Consider the following 15,985-nt stretch of genomic DNA (forward strand, 5'->3'; position numbering starts at 1 on the left):
GAGTGCGTTGCCCCGCTTCAGCATTGTTGTTCCTGCCCACGACGGGCCGGGGCTGCTGCCCGACTGTCTGGATTCGGTGCTCGGCCAGGCCTTCGCCGACTTCGAGCTGATCGCCGTCGCCGGCGCCCCGGAAGGGCTGTGTACCTCGATCGTGGCCGCACGCGCGGACCGCGATCCGCGGATCAAGGTGGTGCACTCGCCACCGGGCGACGGCCTGCCGGGCGCACGTAATGCCGGAATCGCCGGCGCTGAGGGCGAGTTCCTGCTCTTCCTCGACGGCGACGACACGCTGGTGCCCGGCGCACTGGGAATCCTCGACGCCCGGCTCGCCGAGTCCGAAGAGCCCGATCTGCTGCTCTTCGACCATGAGCGGGTGCACTGGTTCGACGGCAGTAGGGGGGCGGCGCTCGAGCGGCTGTGGCAGGGTGCCCCGGCTGGAGCCTTTACGGTGGAGCAGCACCCCGCGCTGCCCGATGTGCTGGTGCCCGCATGGAGCGCGGCCTATCGGCGCGACTTCGTATCCCGGCACGAACTGGCCTTCGTGCCCGGCATGTTCACCGACACGGTGTGGAGTGTACTGGCCGCGCTGCGAGCCGAGCGGATCGCGCTGCTCGACCGGATCTGCGTACGACATCTGCTGCGCCGCCAAGGCAGCCGGAACCAGATCCCCGGCCTCCACCACATGGATCTGCTCGACCAGTTCGACTTGGTGATGCGCCGGACGGCGGAGCTGAAGCCGGACGCGGCGCTGCTCGGCAGGGTCTTCCACCAGTTGGTGTGCGGGGTGCTCAAGACCGCGGCCTCCCCCGGGCGGCTGCCGAGCCCGGCGCTGCGGCGACAGTACTTCCAGCGGGCCGCCCGGCTCTACCGGCAGCACCGCCCCGCGGGCCACCGCCGGCCAGGAGGCAGTGTGGGGTTCCAACACGCGTTGCTGGCTTCCGGCTCCTGCACGGCGTTCCGCGCGCTGCGCGGCACAAAACTCCTCCTTGGCAGGGTGGCGCGGCCTGTCGGACGGCTCCTCAGGGGACTGCGGAAGCGGAGCAGCAACCCGTACGGGCCCTTCCTCAGACGGCCGGTCGACGAGAACCTCGCTGTCTTCTCCTCGTACTGGGGCCGCGGCTACGCCTGCAACCCCGCCGCCATCCACGCGGCGGCGCGGCGCCTGGCCCCGCATATCAAGACAGTCTTTCTGCTGGCCGAGGACCACGCGCGGCAGCTGCCGGACGACGTGGAGAGCGTGCTGATCGGAAGCGCCCGCTACTGGGAGGTGATGGCCACCGCCAAGTACACCTTCAACAACGTCAACTTCGAGATGGCGGTCAAGAAGCGCCCCGGCACCGTCCATGTGCAGACCCAGCACGGCACTCCGCTCAAGCGTATGGGCGTGGACCAAGTGGAGTACCCAGCGGCGGCGGCCGTGGCCGGCCCGCTCGGCAAGCTGCTGCAGCGCGTGGACCGCTGGGACTTCAACCTCTCCTCGAACCGCCACTCCACCGAGGTCTGGGAGCGGGCCTACCCGGGCGCGTACGAGAGTCTGGATGTCGGCTATCCGCGCAACGACGCGTTCTACACGTCGACGGCCGAGGACGCGGCCGCGATCCGGCGCCGCCTCGGCGTTCCCGAGGACCGGATCGCGGTGCTGTACGCGCCGACCTACCGCGACTACCGCACGGACTTCCTCCCCCAGCTGGACCTCGTCGCGTTCTGCGAGACGCTCGGCAAGGAGTTCGTGGTGCTGCTGCGGGCCCACCACTCCTACGAAGGGTCCGCAGGTCTCGAAGGGATGCTGTGCTCCGGTGCGTTGATCGACGTGACGGAGCACCGTTCGCCCGAGGAGGTGTGCCTCGCCGCGGACGTGCTGATCACGGACTACTCGTCGATCATGTTCGACTACGCCAACCTCGACCGCCCTATCGTCGTGTACGCCGACGACTGGGACGTCTACCAGGAGACACGGGGCGTCTACTTCGACCTGCTCGCCGCGCCACCGGGTCCGGTGGCCCGTACCCAGGACGAACTGGCTCGGATCTTCCGCAGCGGTGAGTGGGACGGCGAGGCCGCGGCCCGGCTGCGCGGCGAGTTTCGTGAGCGGTTCTGCGAATTCGACGACGGTCTTGCCGCGGAGCGGGTGGTGCGCCGGGTGCTGCTCGGTGAGCCGGCCGAGGCCCTGCCGCCGGTCGTTCCGCTGCGCGAGCGCGTTCCGGCCCCGGCCGCCGCCCGCATCCCGCACCACTGACTCGTCCGAACCGCACGCCCGCCCCCATCCCTCACGACCGTGGAAGAGCCCGTGCCTCGTTTCAGCGTCATCGTCCCCGTCTACAAGGTCCAGGGCTACTTGCGCGAGTGCCTCGACTCCATCCTGACGCAGTCCTGCACCGACATCGAGGTCATCGCGGTCGACGACTGCTCACCCGACAACTGCGGCAACATCATCGACGAGTACGCGGCGCTGGACGCACGGATCACAGCGGTCCACCTCCCGGAGAACGTCGGCCTCGGCCGGGCACGCAACGCAGGCGTCGGCCACGCCACCGGCGACTATCTGCTCTTCCTCGACAGCGACGACAGCTATACCCCCGGAGCACTGCGAGCCATCGACGATCGGCTCACCGTCACCGACGACCCGGACGTTCTCGTCTTCGACCATGTGCGCACGCATTGGTGGGGTCGTGGCGGCAGGAGCATGACGGCTGATCTGCTCGCCTCCGCGGGCACGGACACCTTCGACATCGTGAGCAGTCCTCAGTATCTGCATCTGTTCCTGGTCGCCTGGAACAAGGCGTACCGTCGCGACTTCTTCACCGGCCACGGATTCACCTACCAGCAGGGTCTCTACGAGGACGCCCCCGTCACCTATCAGGCGTTGATGTGCGCCCGCCGCATCGCGTGTCTCGACCGGGTGTGCGTCGAGTATCTGCAGCGCAGGCGTGGTGCGATCACCCGCACGCCGGGACGCAGGCACTTCGACATCTTCGCGCAGTACGCGGGATTGTTTGCGTTTCTCGACGAACACCCGGAGCTGGACGGGACGAGGCCGCCCCTCTTCGAGCGGATGATCAACCACTTCCTGGCGACGATGCCGCTCAGCGAGCGAGTACTGCCCGAGGACCGGGCCGCCTTCTACCGAGAGACAGTGGCGTTCTACCGGCGCTACAAGCCGGATGGTTTCACCGCGCCGGACGATGCGTACCGCACCCAGTGGCGCCTGCTCCCCAGCAGCCCCTACCAGGTGTTCCAGGCCTGCGTGCTGGCTGAGCGGCTGCGGAACACATCCCTCCGCAAGAAGCGCGAGCTGCGCGAGGCGACCACCCGGCAGCTCAAGCGGACCATCGTCCGGACCCAGCGCCGGCGCCCGCTCGATCCGAACCTCGCCGTCTACTCGGCCTTCTGGCACCGCGGTGTGCTCGGCGATCCGGCGGCCATCCATGACGCGGCCAGGATGCTGGCCCCGCACATCCACCCGGTGTGGGTGGTGCGGCCGGACGACGTGGAGCGACTGCCGAGCGGCATCGACCACGTCGCCCCGGACACACCGCGCTACCACCGGGTGATGAGCCGCGCCACGTACTTCATCAACAACGCCGACTGGACACACGGCCTGGTGAAGCACCCGGGGCAGATCCATGTGCACACCCACCAGGGGACACCTCTGGGGCACATGGGCGTCGACCTGCTCGGCCACCCGGCAGCGAAGTATCACGTCGATGTCCGTGCGATGCTCCGGCGCGCGGACCGCTGGGACTACAGCCTGGTCTCCAGTCCGTACACGCAGCAGATCTGGGACCGTGCCTATCCCTGTCACTTCACGTCTCTGCCGACCGGCGCCCCGCGCAACGACGTGCTGGTGAGGGGGGACGCGTTGCGGACGATCGCCCTGCGCGAGCGGCTCGGTGTCCCGGACGGCAACACCGTGGTGCTCTACGCCCCGACTCGGCGCGACCACCGCAAGTCGTACGTGCCGCGGCTCGACTTCGAGCATCTGGTGCGGGAGCTCGGGCCGACGGTCACCCTGCTCGTCCGATTGCACCCGAGGGACGCCAAGGCCGAGATCCGTGATCTGCAGCTGCGCGACCTCCAACGGCGCGGGCAGCTGCTCGACGTCACCGACGAGCCCTCGGTACAGGACATGATGCTTGTCTCCGACGCCCTGGTGACCGACTACTCGTCCCTGATGTTCGACTACGCCAACACGGACCTCCCGATCATCGTCCATGGCGACGACTGGGCGGCGTACCGGGCGGCCCGCGGCGCCTACTTCGATCTGCCGGCCGAGCCGCCGGGCCACGTCTCCACCAGCACCGACGAGTTGGCAGAACTGTTCGCCTCCGGGGCGTGGCAGGACGCGCGCTCCGCCGCTCTTCGCGCCGCCTTCCGCCAACGGTTCTGCGCGTACGACGACGGGCACGCGGCCGCCCGGGTGGTCTCCCTGATCATGCTCGGTCGGGAGTACCCCCCGTCGGCCATTCCTCAGCAGCACGCACGGCAGCTCCGCGACGCCGCGCACCCCGCTCTCCCGGACGGCACACGGTGACCCTCGTCGCGGCCTGGGCCACCGCCCTGTCCTTCTTCTCACCTCCCGCTCGCTGCTCCCGTCCGAACGCCCCGGAGATCTCCGCCATGTCAGACACCCCGACCAGTTCCCGGCCCCATTCCTCAACGGCGGCTGCGAAGGCCGAGGACCTGTTGTCGCGCGTACCGCCGGCGCTGCGGTTGCCGCTTGTCGTCTACCTTTCCTGCCAGGCCTGCTACCTGCTGTGGTGGATGGCGTTCTACCCAGGCCTGATCGACTACGACGCACTCGCCTACACCTGGCAGGTCACCACCGACCACTGGATCTCCAATCACTCGGTCCTCTACAACTCCCTGCTCTGGCTGTCCCTCAACACCACAGGGGGCTTCGCGGCGTTGACGCTGCTGCAGACGATCGCGATGTCCGCGGTTCTCGGCTACACGTGCGCGAGCCTGCGCACACTCGGCGTACGCGGACGGTGGAGCGCACCAGCCGCAGTGGCCTGCGCGGCGGCTCCCCCGCTCGGTGTGTTCACCGTCTACGTAGGGAAGGATGTGCCGTTCACGATCTGCGCGGTGCTCGCTTTCGCCGTAACGGTACGACTGGTGGGCAGGCGGCTGCACGGGAGCTGGAACGGCCAGCTGCGACGCTCCGAACTCCTGCTGCTGAGCGTCGCGTTCCTCGGAATCGGCCTCTTCCGCAACAACGGCTTCCCCGTTGCCGTGATCGCCGCGCTGAGCCTTATTCTGACGCTGCCCGGGGCCCGGCGCCTGATCGCCGCCCTGATCACCGTCACCACTGCCGTGACATTGACGCTGATGCTCGTGGTCTATTCGGCGGTCGGCATCCAGAAGCCGCCCAAGACGCTTGTCTACAACCTCCACTACGCCGACCTGGCGGTGACCTATGCGCAGGCGCCAAGCCTGTTCACCCAGGATGATCTGCGGTTGATGACCCGGGCAGCGCCCCTCTCGGACTGGCGTACGGCCGGCGCCAGTTGCTTTGCCTCCGACCCGATGTACCAGAAGCTGAACACACACGTCACCGACCCACTCACCGAACCGATCGTGCAGTTGTGGTGGCGCACACTGCGCAAGGCCCCCCAAGAAGTGATGGGCGCACGGATCTGCCGCGGGCACATCGCCTGGGCCGTCTTCCCCGGGCCGCAGGATCAAGGCGGCCGGACGTACAACTCCCTCAACAAGGTGCCCCCGACGTTCCTCAAGTGGCACCCGGAGATGAAGACGAGCCCCTACCGGAAGGCGGCCGAGCCCCAGCCCTTGTCCCAAGCCCTCAGCCACGTCGGCAACTTCGCGTACGACGCCGCCCACGTTCCCCAGCTGGAGTGGGTCCTCTGGCGCGGCGCGATCTGGTGCTACGCCACCTACGTGCTCGTCGGCCGGCTCACCCGGGCCCGCGGCTGCCGCCCCCTGTTCGCCCTGGCAGGCGTCACCTTCGGCATTCAGCTCACCGTATTCGTCGCGACCCCCTCGCCGTGCTTCCGCTACATGGCGGCCCCCATGTTCATCGGCGTGCTCTGCCTGTCGCTCATTCCCGCGCTGCGCGGTGCCGTACGCCCCGTCGTCCCGCCCCCGGCGTCACGCCACCTCACCGACGAACGTGGAGTACGTCCCGTGAAAAGCACGCGGAGCAGCTGAAAACCGCCCGGTGTCCGAACGCCCAGGAGATCTCCGTTCATCCCCCACAGCAAGTCCGTTCCAGTGGGTCCGGTAGGAAGACGGCCACGAAGGCCCAGGCCCTCTGGTCGCGTGTACCTCCTGAACTTCGGTTGCCGCTGGCCGTCTTCCTCTCCTGCCAGGCCTGCCACCTGCTGTGGTGGGCGGCCTTCTACCCGGGTCTGATGACCGTGGATTCGGTGGTCTACACGTGGCAGGTCACCACCGGCCACTGGCGCTCGGACCACTCGGTGCTCTACAGCTCGCTGGTCTGGCTGACCCTCAACATCACGGGGGATATCTCGGCGCTGACGCTGCTACAGACGATCGCGATGTCCGCTGTGCTCGGCTACACGTGCGCAAGCCTGCGGACTCTGGGTGTACGGGGGCGGTGGAGCGCACCAGCCGCGGTGGCCTGCGCGGCGGCACCACCCCTCGGGTCTTTCACCGTCTTCGTGTGGAAGGACGTGCCGTTCACGATCTGCGCTGTGCTGGTATTCGCAGTATCGGTACGTCTCCTCGGCCGGCGTTCGCACGGCACGTGGAACGGCCGTCTGCGGGGCTCGGAGCTCTTGCTGCTGTGTACCGGCTTCCTGGGCGTTGACCTCTTCCGCAACAACGGCTTCCCGATGTCCGTGGTCGCATCGCTGGCCCTGCTCCTCGCACTGCCCGGAGCCCGGCGCCTGATCGCCGGGCTGGCAGCCGCCACCACAGCCCTGACGCTGCTGCTCATGCTCGCGGTCTATCCGGCGGCCGGCGTCGAGCAGCCGAGCAAGGCGTTCGTCTACAACCTGCACTACGCCGACCTCGCGGTGGCCTACGCGCGCGCACCGGGCCTGTTCACCCCGGATGACCTGCGGTTGATGGCCAGCGTGGCGCCGCTCTCGACCTGGCACGGTGCCGGCACCAACTGCTACGTGTCCGACGTGCTCTACTACAACCGCTCGGTGAACCGGACTGCGGCCGACCGGCTCACCGAACCGCTGGTGCGGTTGTGGTGGCGCGTCCTGCGCACGTCCCCCCAGCAGATCTTCGGCGCACGGCTGTGCCGAGCGCACATTGCCTGGGCCGTCTTCCCCGGACCACAGGACAAGAGCGCCAGGACATGGACGTACGGCACCTCGATCCCTGCCGGCCTGTGGGGTTTCCGCTGGATCCAGGACAGCCCGTACCGGCCGGTGCTCAAGGCCCGACCGCTGTCCCAGGCCCTCAACCACGCCGCCGCCTTCGGCCGCTCCGCCTTCCGCGTCCCACAGCTCGAGTGGCTCTTCTGGCGTGGCGCCACCTGGTGCTACGCCACCTATGTGCTCGTCGCCCTGCTCACCCGGGCCCGCCGCTGCCGCCCCTTGCTCGCCCTGGCGGGCATCACCCTCGGCGTGCAGCTCACCGTGGTCGCGGCGAATCCCGCGCCGTGCTTCCGCTACATGGCAGCGCCCCTGTTCATCGGCGTGCTCTGCCTGTCACTGATCCCCGCCCTACGGGCCGGTTTGTGCCATTCGAATGAACATCGACTCGATTAGATCGTGTCGAATCTTGCGCGTGGACGAGTAACACACAATTATGCCCACGATGTTTTATCCGGAAGGGCATCCAAAGACATGACCTACGACCCTCAACAGCGGTTCTTGAGTTTGGTGCCCGGCGGCAACGGAATTATGTACGCGATTCAGGCCGATGGAAATCTGTATTGGTATCGGCATATCAACTGGACGACGGGCACCCCGGCCACCTGGGCAAACTCTGGCGCTCCTCGACTCATCGGCACCGGATGGCAGAAATTTCGTTTCGTCCTGGCCGCCGCCGACGGACAGATGTTCGCGTTCCTGCCGAACGGGGACCTTCTTTGGTACCGATACATCCTGTCCAACCTCAGCACCGGCGCCGGGAGCTGGCACTCAGCAAGTGGCAGTCGCATCGGTACCCAGTGGAACTTCCCACGTGTCGTGGGCGGGTGGAACAACGTCTTCTACGCGCAGGACGGCAACGGAGATCTGCATTGGTACAAATATACCGGCACCAATGGCTCCTTCAGTTGGGCGGCAAATTCGGGCGCCAAGATCGGCTCGCAATGGCAGACCTACACCCAACTGTTCGCCGACCCGAACGGCGTAATTTTTGGAACACGGCATGGTAGCGCGCTCAGCTGGTTCCGCTATCTCAGCTCAACTGGATCATTCAACTGGGCGAACGGTGGCGCGCCTGTTGACACCACCATTCTGGGACCGTTCGAGAGAGGGCTCTTCTCCAATGGTTCTGGTGCCGTTTACAAGATCAGGACGAGCACCACCAACCCGCCAGGCTCCGACAACCAACTCCAGTGGTATCGCCTGCTCAACTCCGAGACCGTCAATACCAGCGGCGTTCAATGGGCCAGCGGGTCCGGCGCTGTGGTCGGCTCGGGTTTTACCCGTGAGAATTCGGCAGCGTTGCAAGGCTATCCGACGTCACTGTCCACTCAACAGGGCACGAGTCTCGGCATCCACGTGTCCACGACTTTCCCTTCGTACACGTCGTCCACTGTCCGCCTTGCTCCTGCCTCCGGTGCTCCCGTCACGGTCACTCCGCCCACCACTCGTACCGGGCAGTTCCAGCTGCTGAAGAGCGGATATCACAGCGCAGGGTGCGGGTGGAATCCGTCCTTCTCGGTATCCGTGGGGACCGGGACAAGCTGGCCTTCGGGCGTATATGCATCACAATTGAAATCACCCCAGAGCAAAGAACACCATGTGATGTTCGTCGTGCGGCCTTCATCACCACAGCGACAGATCGCCGCCCTGGTGCCGACCAATACCTATAACGCCTACAATTTCTGGGGCGGGCACAACCAATATACGACCGGTCAAGCCGGGGCCCGGCGGACCGTCAGCCTACAGCGTCCCAATATGGGAACCTCGTGGGACAACTCTTATGTGACAGCGACCGGAATCATCGACCACCTGCTCTACAGTGACCTTCTACTGTTTCGATGGATGAGCTCACAGAACATCCAATACGATTGCTACGCGGACAGCGACCTGCATACGACGGGTGCCGGCTGGCTGCGGACACCTGCGCAGGGCGGGAATTACAAGGCGCTGGTGCTTACCACCCATCCCGAGTATTTCACGCAAACCGCGCGTGACAACATCGCGGCCTTCCAGGACAACGGCGGCCACATCATCTACTTGGGTGGGAACGGCATCTACGAACGGATGCAGTACACACCGGACGGTCACGCAGTCATTTTTCGGCGACCCGACGGCTCACGAGATGTTTTCGCAGATTCCGGACAGTCCGAATCGCAAATCCTGGGCGTATCGCACTTCCCGCCGACGTATATGTCCTTCGCCCCGTACCAGGTGCGCGACACCGGTAACAATCCCTTTACGCCGGGAACCGGCCTGAGCGTGGGAGACACCTTCGGCAGCGTCTCCTATGACATCGCTGCCAGCGGCTGGGAAGTCGACCGTCGACAGGTCGCCGTGCCCGGATCCGTACTTATCGCGGAAGGGCTCAACAATTCAGGCGGGGCCGAAATGCTCTACATGCCGCCCATTGGCCCCAGGGGTTGGGGGTTCTCGGTCGGCTCCCTGTCCTTCACCGGCAGCATTCCGTTCGACAACGCGATCCGGAAAATCCTGCTGAACGTTTTCGCGAAAGCGGTGGCCTAGCGTCTTGACACCCAAGATCAGGTACCGCCGACAGGGAGAGGAGAGAGTATGAGGGAGAACTCGCGTCGCACCGTATTGATCGGCGCCGCGGCCGCGATGATTACGCTGGGCCTTCCCGCCTCGACTGCTGATGCAAAGCCCACGCAAGAGGAACCGCCGACTACCGCGAAAGAAGAACGTTCGGCAACCGGCACCTGCGGAAAGCTGGGCAGCACGGAGGTCTGCGTCACGGCACGAGAAGTCCAGGATGTAACCGGCCTCCAGTACGTCATCACCAACGGCGGTGCCCAGCCGATGACGTACACCGTGTGGTACGTGGATACGACCGGGGGTCCCGAATCAGGCAGGGTCACGGAAACGGTGCAGGCAGGGGAGACCGCTACCGGCTACCTCTATGGCGCTGTCCACCACTGTTTTACGCTACATGTGTGCGAAGAAGCTGGGACCGCATGCATCACTCTGGGACCCGTTTGCGGCGAAGGTCCGTCAGGCTGGGAATAGAAGCGAACGGTCCAAGTTCCCGCACCCAGATACCCATTGGGTCGTTCCACAGCACATGAAGCAGAACAGTGAAGCGCCGCTCGTTCCGGTCCGGATCGCAGCCGGGGCCCAGGTCGACGAGTCGGCCGCGCTGGGTCCCGGCACCGCTGTGTGGGAGCTCGCCCAGATTCGTGAGCAGGCCGTGCTGGGCGGCAACTGCGTGGTGGGGCGGTGCGCCTATGTCGGCCCCGGTGTCCGGATCGGCGACGGGGTCAAGATTCAGAACCACGCCCTGGTCTACGAGCCGGCAGAGCTGGGCAACGGCGTCTTCGTCGGTCCCGCGGTCGTGCTGACCAACGACCACAACCCGCGCTCGGTCGACCCGGAAGGGCGCCCCAAGCGACGTGGCGACTGGGAACCCGTCGGGGTCACGGTCGCCGAGGGCGCATCGCTCGGCGCGCGATCGGTCTGTGTGGCTCCGGTCCGCGTCGGCCGCTGGGCGATGGTCGCCGCCGGTGCCGTGGTCACACGGGACGTGCCGGACTTCGCCCTGGTCGCCGGCGTCCCGGCCCGTCGCATCGGCTGGGTGGGCCGGTCGGGCCGTCGACTCCGCGAAGTCCCCGGCTCGGCCGGGATGTGGGAATGCCCGGACACCAGCACCCTGTACGCCGAGAATGACGGCGTTCTCACGGAGGTCTGATGCGAAAGGCCGCCACAGGGTGCGGCTGCGGCGGACTTCATCCGGAGCCTCCGATCCCGGCGGTGGCGGCTCGGCGGTCCGGGCTCTCCTGGATATCGAGCATGAGGGCGCCGATGAGAAAGTGAATCCCGGTGAGGATCGGCATGGTCGCCAGCAGGACACTCCCCGCGCTGGCAGTCGCAGGCCCGAGCGTGTGGATCAATACCCAGGTGCTCGCCGCGCTGCCGAAGGCGATCAGGAACAATCCCGCCAGCAGCAGGAGAGCGATCGGCGAAAAGGAGAAGACGACGTACTTCAGGACGATGCGTCGCCCGGACCCGCGAACCAGCTGGCCAATCAATGCCGGAACGACCCTGTGCATCCGCATGGTTGATACCTCGTTCCCATAGACCGCGGGAATCGGGACGTCACAGGCCGGGATCCGAAGGATATTCAAATTGATCAGAAGGTCGTTTTCGAATGAGTAGTCCTTGGCCACACGGTCAAGGTTCAACCGTTCCAGCGCTGCCCGGTGGATCGCGGTGTACCCGTTCTGGGGGTCGAACAGGTGCCAATACCCGGATGCCACCTTGGTCATGAAGGAGAGGATGACGTTGCCGAGAATCCGGTGCTTCGGCATACCACGGTAGGACTCGCGCGAGTAGAAGCGGTTCGCCTTCGCGAAGAGGGCAGTCCCGTCACAGATCGGAGCCAGCAGGGCGGGAAGATGGGCCGGGTCCATTTGCCCGTCACCTGCCATGACCACAGAGACGTCACACCCCAGCCGCAATGCCTCCTTGTGCCCGTCGCAGACCGCTCCGCCGACTCCGGTGTTGCTCTCGTGCTGGATGAGCACCACACGCGGGTCGCCGGCGTCGATCACCTCGACGGCCGTCGAGTCACTGCTGGCGTCGTCGATCACCACGATATGGTCGACGAAATCGGGCGTGGTGTTGATCGTCCGGGCGATCAACTTTTCCTCGTTGTACGCCGGCACCACAACCGCGACTTTCATATTTTGATACACGGAGAAAAAAACCTCTCACGGTTCTTTGACTGAAACACGAATACGACGATGGGCTGGAGCAGGGAGGAAGGTACCAGAAATCGTCCGGAAATTGTGGAACATCGTTTGTCGCTCTTCCTCGGCCCCTACGACAAGATTCCTTCTCGTCGGGGGGCTGTGCTACACGTTCGATGTCGGGACGCTGGTCGTGCTGCACGGTGGACTTCGTATGCCGTTGGCCGCGGCCACCTCACTGGCGTTTGTGACCGTACTGGCGGTCAACTTCGGCCTCAATAGAGCCTTCGTATTTCGCAGCGGCGCACTGGCCGGTCCTGCCTTTGCCAAATATCTTGTGCTCGTCGGACTGAATTACTGCGCAACCGTGGCGACGGTCACCGGGTTGACAGCTCTGGGCTTGTCGTATGTAGCGGCGAAGACGACGTCGACCATCGTCAATGCGGTGGTGAATTACGGTGCATTTCGGTGGTGGGTCTTCAGGTCACCCGGTACGCGAAGCCCCCGCAGTCCGGGCAGGCCCGCGCCGACCCGACTGCCGTGACCGGCAGCCGCGTTTCGATGACCACGCCCGCCTGGCACCTGAGTGACCGCTGTGCAGGGAGAACAGAAATGATCACGCAGGGTCGCGGGCACCTCACGACCGCTGGGCCACCGCCGCCAGATCCCGGGAGTGCGGACTCTGCAGCGGCAGGTACGCCTTCCGTCGTGCCGAGTCGAGGACCGCCTCGGCGACCTCGACCGTCCTCAGTCCCTGCTCGAGGGTGACGATGTCCGTGCCCTTGCCTTCCACAGCGTCGCGGAACTGCGCGTGCTCGATGAACAGCGGCTCGCGCTTGGGGATGGCATACCGGACCATGTCGCCCTCGGCGGCTCCGCGGAAGGTGCTCAGCGCTTCCCACTCCGTGGCGACGGCGCCGTTGGCGTGGAAGGTGAGGTCTGCGGTGAGAGTGTCCGCAATGAAGCAGCCGCGCTCGCCGGTCACCGCCGTGAACCGCTCCTTGAACGGGCTGAGCCAGTTCACGAGATGGCTGACCATGGTTCCGTTGGTGAGCTCGCCGACGACCGCGACCATGTCCTCGTGCGGGCGGCCGCTCTTGGAGAGGGTACGGGCCGCCACGGAAGCGTAGTGGCACCCTGTCACCCAGCTGGTGAGATCGATGTCGTGGGTCGCCAGGTCCTTGACGACGCCCACGTCCGCGATGCGTTGCGGGAAGGGCCCCTGCCGCCGCGTCACCACCTGGAACATCTCACCCAGCTCGCCCGCCTCCAGGCGCGAACGCAGGCTCTGCAACGCCGGGTTGAAGCGCTCGATGTGCCCGACCCCGGCGACCAGACGGGCCCTGTCGAAGGCGTCGACCAGTCGTCGGGCCGCAGCCGCGGAGTGGGCGAGCGGCTTCTCGATCAGCGCGCAGACGCCGTCCGCGGCCAGGGCGAGGCCGATCTCCTCGTGCAGCGCTGTGGGGCAGGCGACAACGGCGTAGTCGAGGCCGAGCGCGAGCAGTTCGGGCAAGGTGGCGACGACCGGGGCGCCACGGGCAGCGCCCGTGGCGTCTCCCGCCGGGTCCATGACGCCTACGAATTCGACGCCGTCGAGCGACGAAAGGACCCGGGCATGGTTGCGTCCCATCGCGCCCAGACCGACCAGTCCCGCACGCAGTGTCTGCCGGCTCACCGGGCACCTCCGGCGATGCTCACGGCTCGGGCGATGCGCTCCAGTTCGCCCTGCCCGAGGGTGGGGTGGACCGGCAGCGAGAGCACCGCGGCGGCAGCGCGGTCGGTCTCTGGCAAGGGAGGGCCGACCGGGTGGTGGTACGGCTTCAGACGGTGGATCGGCGTCGGGTAGTACACCGCGCTGCCGATGCCCTGCCGCGCTAGTTCCCGCTGTACGGCGTCCCTGCGGCCGTCGGGGATGGCGACGGTGTACTGGTGGTAGACATGCCGGGCGCCATCGGCCACCTGGGGCACGGGCAGCCCCTCGATACCGGAGTCGAGCACCTTGGCATTGGCCCGCCGCTGCTCGGTCCAAGCCGGCAGCTGCTTCAGCTGCTCACGGCCGACGGCCGCCGCGACGTCGGTCATCCGCATGTTGGCGCCGACGATCTCGTTCTCGTACCGGTGTTCCATACCCTGATTCCTGAGCAGCCTGAGAGTGCGGGCCAGTTGGGGGTCGGCGGTGCTGATCATGCCGCCTTCGAGCGCATGCATGTTCTTCGTCGGATAGAAGCTGAAGCATCCGGCCTGTCCGAACGTTCCGACGGGCTGTCCGTGCAACGCGGCACCGTGCGCCTGGCAGGCGTCCTCGACGACGGCGAGGCCATGGCGGGCTGCGAGCGGCATCAGGCGGTCCATGGCGGCGGGGTGCCCGTACAAATGCACCGGCATCAGCGCCGCGGTACGCGGGCCGATCGCCGCCGCCGCGGCGATCGGATCGAGACAGTAGGTGCCGGGAGTGATGTCGGCGAAGACCGGTTCGGCGCCCACCAGGCGTACCGCGTTGGCGGTGGCGGCGAACGAGAAGGAGGGCACCACCACCTCGTCGCCCGCCCCGATGCCGAGCGCCATGAGGCTCAGCTGCAGCGCGGAGGTGCCGGAGTTGACGGCTACACAGGTACGTTCGGCGACCAGTTCCGAGAACTCCTCCTCGAAGGCGGCCACTTCAGGCCCCTGGATGACATGGCCGCTACGCAGGACGCGTACGGCGGCTGCGATCTCGGCTTCGCCGATCACGGGCCGGGCGGATGGGATGGACAGGCTGGACTCGCACACGGGCAGCCTCCGTTCGAGAGCGAGGGAGTCGGCCTGCCTTTAACCGCAGTTCCGTATCAGGAGTTTCTGATGTCACTACCTATCAACCCGAAAGGCAGTATGCGTATGATGAGGCGATTTGCCCTCATGGGCCCCGCCGTCGCGCTCGCCGTCACCGCCGCCTCGGCCTGGCCGGCACCGCCGCGGTCGCCCTCGCGCCACCGTCGCGGCGCTGGCGACCCGAACGGTTCGAAAGCCAGGGCGCGCCCCAGGCAAAGCAGTTGGCCACTCCCGCCGTGCTGCTGTTGTTCGTCTCCCTGACCGGTATCGGTTTCGCGATCGGAGCCATGAACGTGTGGTCCATCTCCGTGGCCGAGCACCACCCCCAGGACATGCTCTCGGGCATCATCCCCGCCGCGTTCTCCGCCGGCAGCTTCGTCGGCGGCCTCATCTGCGGACGCCGCACCTGGTCGGGCACCACCCCCAGGCGACTGGTCATCGCCACCGTCGCGTTCCTGACCGGGTGGCTCCCGCTTCTTGCCCTCCCGGCCCCGTATGCGGCCACCGCCGCGGTCGGCGTGCCCGGTGCGGTCCTGACCATCGTGGTCGCCTGCGCCTACGTCACCACCGACGCCCTCACCCCGGCAGGCCGCACCAGCGAGGCGTACGCATGGCTCATCCTGTCGATCGGCGCCGGGCAGTCCGCCGGCACCGCTCTGGCCGGACGCCTCGCCGAACAGCCGCTCGCCAGCGCTGCGCTCCCCCGCCGGAGGCTTGCAGCGCGGCCGACACCGCCGCCCACTCCGAGGCCCGCACACGACGCCCTGATCAGTGCGCAATCCAATCGCTCTGCCGACAAGCGGGCGGGCTTTGCCCGCTGGCTCGCGGCGAAGGACTGCACCGGCTGCTGGAAGGCGGCGCGCGACGCCGACACCGAGTCCAAGGAGGAGTGGCTCGCGACCAAGCGCGCCGCAGAGCAGAAGGCAGCCGTCGCGTGGGCCAAGCAGTTCGACATGCCGAGTTGGAAGGCCCGGAGAAGGCCTGGACTGGGGCGAGCGCTCCCGCCACCAGCTGATGACCGCCGCGCACACCGCGCTCGTCATGGAGGGGTTCTCTGTCAAGAGAAGCGTGTCGAGTATCGAAGCCGCGCCACAGACTCCCCTTCTGGCAAAAGTCATTGACGTGTAGGCGACAGCACCAGCCCGACATGTTGTTGGGCTA

12 protein-coding genes are annotated in these 15,985 nt (G+C 66.6%); 9 read left to right on the forward strand and 3 right to left on the reverse strand.

Annotated elements, in window-relative coordinates; translation table 11 throughout:
* Positions 1-7: 7 nt before the first annotated feature.
* The 7 genes from ACGFSB_RS21395 to ACGFSB_RS21425 all read left to right on the forward strand — a co-directional run bounded on the left by ACGFSB_RS21395 (position 8) and on the right by ACGFSB_RS21425 (position 11,016).
* The gene (locus ACGFSB_RS21395) at positions 8-2,236 is read left to right on the forward strand and encodes a CDP-glycerol glycerophosphotransferase family protein (RefSeq protein WP_393401495.1); all 2,229 of its coding nucleotides are present in this window, start codon (positions 8-10) and stop codon (positions 2,234-2,236) included.
* Between the two features lie 51 nt (positions 2,237-2,287).
* On the forward strand, positions 2,288-4,531 hold the full coding sequence (locus ACGFSB_RS21400) for a CDP-glycerol glycerophosphotransferase family protein (protein ID WP_393401497.1): 2,244 nt from the start codon (positions 2,288-2,290) through the stop codon (positions 4,529-4,531).
* An 86-nt stretch (positions 4,532-4,617) separates the two neighbouring features.
* Entirely contained in the window at positions 4,618-6,168 is a 1,551-nt protein-coding gene (locus ACGFSB_RS21405; RefSeq protein WP_393401500.1) for a hypothetical protein, read from the forward strand.
* 131 nt (positions 6,169-6,299) lie between these two features.
* Complete coding sequence (locus ACGFSB_RS21410) at positions 6,300-7,706, forward strand: hypothetical protein (RefSeq protein WP_393401503.1); 1,407 nt, start codon at positions 6,300-6,302, stop codon at positions 7,704-7,706.
* Positions 7,707-7,784: 78 nt separating this feature from the next.
* Positions 7,785-9,836, forward strand: a complete 2,052-nt coding sequence (locus ACGFSB_RS21415; protein WP_393401505.1) for a N,N-dimethylformamidase beta subunit family domain-containing protein — start codon at positions 7,785-7,787, stop codon at positions 9,834-9,836.
* A gap of 48 nt (positions 9,837-9,884) precedes the next feature.
* The gene (locus tag ACGFSB_RS21420; RefSeq protein ID WP_393401508.1) at positions 9,885-10,337 is read left to right on the forward strand and encodes a hypothetical protein; all 453 of its coding nucleotides are present in this window, start codon (positions 9,885-9,887) and stop codon (positions 10,335-10,337) included.
* A 55-nt stretch (positions 10,338-10,392) separates the two neighbouring features.
* Positions 10,393-11,016, forward strand: coding sequence for an acyltransferase (locus ACGFSB_RS21425; protein ID WP_393401511.1), 624 nt, complete (start codon positions 10,393-10,395; stop codon positions 11,014-11,016).
* Positions 11,017-11,053: 37 nt separating this feature from the next.
* Here the strand turns inward: ACGFSB_RS21425 and ACGFSB_RS21430 are convergent, their stop codons facing one another.
* Complete coding sequence (locus ACGFSB_RS21430) at positions 11,054-12,010, reverse strand: glycosyltransferase family 2 protein (RefSeq protein WP_393401513.1); 957 nt, start codon at positions 12,008-12,010, stop codon at positions 11,054-11,056.
* A 103-nt stretch (positions 12,011-12,113) separates the two neighbouring features.
* On the opposite strand from ACGFSB_RS21430, the gene ACGFSB_RS21435 reads away from it, so the two are divergent.
* Complete coding sequence (locus tag ACGFSB_RS21435; RefSeq protein ID WP_393401515.1) at positions 12,114-12,560, forward strand: GtrA family protein; 447 nt, start codon at positions 12,114-12,116, stop codon at positions 12,558-12,560.
* 93 nt (positions 12,561-12,653) lie between these two features.
* Here the strand turns inward: ACGFSB_RS21435 and ACGFSB_RS21440 are convergent, their stop codons facing one another.
* Together ACGFSB_RS21440 and ACGFSB_RS21445 are read right to left on the reverse strand one after the other, a co-directional pair.
* Positions 12,654-13,646, reverse strand: coding sequence for a Gfo/Idh/MocA family oxidoreductase (locus tag ACGFSB_RS21440; protein ID WP_393401988.1), 993 nt, complete (start codon positions 13,644-13,646; stop codon positions 12,654-12,656).
* A gap of 41 nt (positions 13,647-13,687) precedes the next feature.
* Positions 13,688-14,785: a DegT/DnrJ/EryC1/StrS family aminotransferase gene (locus ACGFSB_RS21445; protein WP_393401517.1), complete on the reverse strand. Its 1,098-nt coding sequence runs from the start codon at positions 14,783-14,785 to the stop codon at positions 13,688-13,690.
* 260 nt (positions 14,786-15,045) lie between these two features.
* Between ACGFSB_RS21445 and ACGFSB_RS21450 the strand changes: the two genes are divergently transcribed.
* Positions 15,046-15,945, forward strand: coding sequence for a hypothetical protein (locus tag ACGFSB_RS21450; protein ID WP_393401519.1), 900 nt, complete (start codon positions 15,046-15,048; stop codon positions 15,943-15,945).
* The last annotated feature ends 40 nt before the right edge of the window (positions 15,946-15,985 follow it).

Origin of the sequence: Streptomyces sp. NPDC048441, from assembly GCF_043200235.1 — a bacterium.
Lineage (GTDB): Bacteria > Actinomycetota > Actinomycetes > Streptomycetales > Streptomycetaceae > Streptomyces.

Coding starts and splice junctions, on each gene's coding strand:
- ACGFSB_RS21405 (WP_393401500.1), top strand. CDS start 4,618: ATGTCAGACACCCCGACCAGTTCCCGGCCCCATTCCTCAACGGCGGCT.
- ACGFSB_RS21415 (WP_393401505.1), top strand. CDS start 7,785: ATGACCTACGACCCTCAACAGCGGTTCTTGAGTTTGGTGCCCGGCGGC.
- ACGFSB_RS21420 (WP_393401508.1), top strand. CDS start 9,885: ATGAGGGAGAACTCGCGTCGCACCGTATTGATCGGCGCCGCGGCCGCG.
- ACGFSB_RS21425 (WP_393401511.1), top strand. CDS start 10,393: ATGAAGCAGAACAGTGAAGCGCCGCTCGTTCCGGTCCGGATCGCAGCC.
- ACGFSB_RS21430 (WP_393401513.1), bottom strand. CDS start 12,010: ATGAAAGTCGCGGTTGTGGTGCCGGCGTACAACGAGGAAAAGTTGATC.
- ACGFSB_RS21440 (WP_393401988.1), bottom strand. CDS start 13,646: ATGGGACGCAACCATGCCCGGGTCCTTTCGTCGCTCGACGGCGTCGAA.